At 59.3% G+C, this 4,016-nt stretch carries 3 protein-coding genes; all 3 read left to right on the top strand.

The genetic code is table 11. The features are described 5' to 3' along the window. A partial coding sequence (locus WB402_RS07290; protein ID WP_424206416.1) for a universal stress protein occupies nucleotides 1-104 on the top strand: 104 nt, incomplete at its 5' end. Nucleotides 105-277: 173 nt separating this feature from the next. Next, nucleotides 278-2,446, top strand: a complete 2,169-nt coding sequence (locus WB402_RS07285) for a SulP family inorganic anion transporter (protein WP_424206414.1) — start codon at nucleotides 278-280, stop codon at nucleotides 2,444-2,446. 45 nt (nucleotides 2,447-2,491) lie between these two features. Continuing rightward, a partial coding sequence (locus WB402_RS07280) for a SulP family inorganic anion transporter (protein WP_424206412.1) occupies nucleotides 2,492-4,016 on the top strand: 1,525 nt, incomplete at its 3' end.

Below are 4,016 nucleotides of genomic sequence, written 5' to 3'. Positions count from 1 at the left end.
TCATGGGCAGCCATGGCCGGGGTGCCCTCGAAGGCCTGCTGCTCGGTTCCGTGGCCACCAAGGTCCTGCACTTGGTAAATGTGCCGGTCACTCTCGTCAAATAGGCCGCGCGCGGCAAGTATGTACTTGAAATCATTCTGAACCGTTAAGGCAGTCTGCGTTCCGTTCTCGGCTTATAAAGCGGAGCGCGACCACCTATAATCCGTCCGTCGGCAGGGGGGCAGAATTTGACCGCTTCAGTGCTGCACAAAAATATACTCACACCGGATAACCATTCATGGCCAGTGTACCAAGCCGTGCTTTGACCAACGGGCGGCTACGTCTCCTGTTTCCTTTTTTGAACTGGATGGGTGAACTACGCGACGGCAAAATCCTGCGCGCCGATATCATCGCCGGGATCACCGTGGCGCTGGTGCTGGTCCCGCAGTCCATGGCCTACGCCCAGCTTGCCGGTCTGCCAGCCTACTATGGCCTGTACGCCGCCTTCCTGCCACCGATGGTGGCAGCGCTGTTCGGCTCCTCGCGTCAACTTGCGACCGGACCGGTGGCGGTGGTTTCACTGCTGACCGCCGCGGCACTCGAACCCATCGCGGCCAGCGGCAGCCCGGGTTACGTGGCTTATGCCATCACCCTGTCGCTGATCGTCGGACTGTTTCAGCTCGGCCTCGGGCTGCTACGGCTCGGCGTGGTGGTGAACTTCCTGTCGCATCCGGTGATCATCGGCTTTACCAACGCCGCCGCGATCATCATCGCCACCTCGCAGCTCGACAAGATATTCGGCGTGCGCGCCGACAAGGCCGAACACCATTACGAAACTGTGTGGAACACCGTTGCCGCTGTCCCCACGCAGCTCCATTGGCCCACGTTCTTCATTGCTGTGGGCGCCTTCGCCATCATGATCCTGCTACGGCGCCTCAATCCGCGCATCCCCAACGTGCTCATCGCCGTAGCTATCACCACTACTCTTTCCTGGCTTATCCACTTCGAGCATCTGGAGACGGTGGAGCTCAGCCAGATCGGGAACAAATCCGTGCAGGAAGTGGTGCGCGATGAGCTCACCCTCAAGCGCGAGATTCCGGAACTCGACAAGGCGATTGCTGACGCGGAAAAGACCTACCAGGAGGCGCATAAACAGTTTGGCACCGACGACTCGCGAACCCTGCTCGCCCAGCACTTGTTTGACACCCTCAAACTGAAGCGCGAACGCCGCATCAAGACCGTCAAAGCCGACATCGAGGAAATCAAGAAGACCCGTTTCGACCATGTCCCGCAGCCCGATGGTGCAACCGGCAAGTTCTACCTGCATGGCCACTTGCCGGAAGGCACCGAAAGCGATGGGCGCCTATGGCGCATACGCAGCGTGGACGGCGAGAAACTTGTCATGAACGGCGGCGGCAACGTGGTCGCCAACGTTCCCAAGGGTCTGCCAACCCTGGCGCTGCCAAAGTTTGACGTCAACGTTATATTGCAGCTGCTCTCCGCGGGAATCACCATCTCGCTCATCGGCTTCATGGAAGCGATATCGATCGCCAAGGCCATGGCCACCCGCACCCGCCAGAAACTCGACGCCAACCAGGAACTGGTCGGTCAGGGCATCGGCAATATCGTCGGCAGCCTGTCGCTGAGCTATCCCACTTCGGGTTCGTTCTCGCGCTCGGCGGTGAACATCGGTGCCGGCGCGATCACCGGTTTCTCCTCCGTGGTGACCAGCGTAATCGTGGTAGTGACGCTGCTGTGGCTGACGCCGTTGCTCTACCACCTGCCGCAAGCCACGCTCGCCGCGGTGATCATGATGGCGGTCGTGGGACTAATCAACGTCAAGGCCATCAAGCACGCGTGGCTGGTCCAGAGGCAGGACGGCATCGTGGCCGTCGTCAGCTTCCTGCTGACACTGGCCTTCGCCCCGCATCTGGACAAGGGTATTCTGATCGGCGCCGGCCTGGCCCTGATCATGTATCTTTACCGCACCATGCAGCCGCGCATCGCGGTGCTGGCGCGCCACGCCGACGGCACGCTGCGCGATGCCGAGATGTTCGGTCTGAAACCCTGCGAGAACATAGCAGTCATCCGTTTCGACGGCTCATTATACTTTGCCAACACCAGCTACTTCGAAGACAGGGTTCAGGAGCGCATCGCCTCCAAACCCGACCTGAAATACGTGATCGTCATCGGCGAAGGGATCAACCAGATCGATGCCACCGGCGAGGAGATGCTGTCACACCTCGCGGAACGCCTCGACAAGGCTGGCATCCAGCTGCTGTTCACCGGTCTGAAGAAACAGGTTCTGGATGTTTTCATGCGCACTGGACTATACGAGAAGGTGGGGTCGGAGCGTTTCTTCCGTACCGAGGATCAGGCGCTAGATCACGTCTGGAAAATGCTCGGCAACAATCACGAAGCGGATTGTCCACTCAATATTGTGTGTCCGGTGATGTCACCGAAATAATCGCGAATTGAACTATTCCGGCAACGAACCTAATTAAATTCCGCCATGAATCAGCTTGCCGTTTCTAATCGCAATACCGTCTGGCAGCGCCTTTTTCCGTTTCTGCGCTGGTGGCCGCAGGTCAACCGGCATACGCTGAAAAGCGACCTGATCGCGGGATTGACGGTGGCACTGGTCGCCATCCCGCAGTCCCTCGCCTACGCGCAATTGTCCGGGGTACCCGCCTATTACGGACTGTACGCGACACTCATACCCGTCATCGTCGGCGCACTCTTCGGTTCATCGCTGCTGTTGTCTACCGGGCCGGTGGCCATGACGTCGCTGCTCACCGCGGCCAGCATCATGCCGCTCGCTGCTTACGGAACGCAGCAGTTTTATGCCTTTGTCATCCTGATGGCGCTCCTGTCCGGTCTGGTCCAGATCGGCCTGGGGCTGGCGCGCATGGGCGTGCTGCTCAATTTTCTGTCCTATCCGGTCCTACGAGGCTTCATCAACGCCGCCGCCATTATCATCGGTTTATCGCAGCTTCCGCCGATGCTCGGATTGTCGCTGAAAAACACCCAGCATTTCATGACCGATATTCTGCACGTCATCGAAAACATCGACGCCATGCACCTCGAGTCCCTGCTCTTCGGCATGGGCTCGCTCGCGCTGATGGCGCTGCTCAAAAGATTCGCGCCAAAACTCCCCGGCGTGCTGATTGTCGTCGTCCTGACCACCTTCATCAGTTACGCCATCGATTTCGAGGGGCTCGGCGGCCGCATCGTCGGCGTCATCCCGCAGGGTCTCCCCGGCCTCAGCATTCCGCCGATAGACTGGAAAGCCAGCATACACATGCTGCCGACGGCTTTCGTGATCGCCCTTATCAGCTTCATGGAGGCCATGTCGAGCGCCAAGATCATCGCCATCAAGACCCGCACCCAATGGAACGAAAACCAGGAACTCATTGGACAGGGCCTGGCGAAAGTCGCGGCAGCGTTCAGTCACGCCATGCCCGTCAGCGGTTCATTTTCCCGCTCGGCGCTGAACCTCGCCTCCGGCGCCAAAACCGGCATGTCGTCCATCTTCACGGCGCTCGCGGTGCTGCTTACCCTGCTGTTCTTCACGCCGCTGCTGCACCACCTGCCCAAGCCGGTGCTGGCGGCCATCATCATGATGGCAGTCATCGGCCTCATTAATATCAAAACCATCAAGGAGTCCTGGATCGCGGGCAAGCCGGACGGCATCGCCGCCGTGATCACGTTCTTCGCCACCCTGGCGTTTGCCCCGAACATTCAGAACGGCATTCTCACGGGCATTACCCTGTCCCTGATACTGTTTCTCTTCCGCACCATGAAACCGCGCATCGTCCTGCTGGGTCTCGACAAGGACGGCATGCTGCGGAACGCCGAGCGATTCAACCTGCCCAAGCTTCACCCGCAAGTGACAGCGATACGGTTCGACGGCCAGCTGTACTTCGCCAACGTGAATTATTTCGAGGAATCCACCCTGTTCCTCGTCGCCCATGATCCGGACCTGAAATACATTCTGGTGGTGGCGAACGGAATCAACGGATTGGATGCCTCGGGCG

Source organism: Sulfuricaulis sp. (genome assembly GCF_049587675.1).
Classification (GTDB): Bacteria; Pseudomonadota; Gammaproteobacteria; order Acidiferrobacterales; family Sulfurifustaceae; genus Sulfuricaulis.
This window is presented reverse-complemented; position numbering and strand designations above follow the sequence as displayed.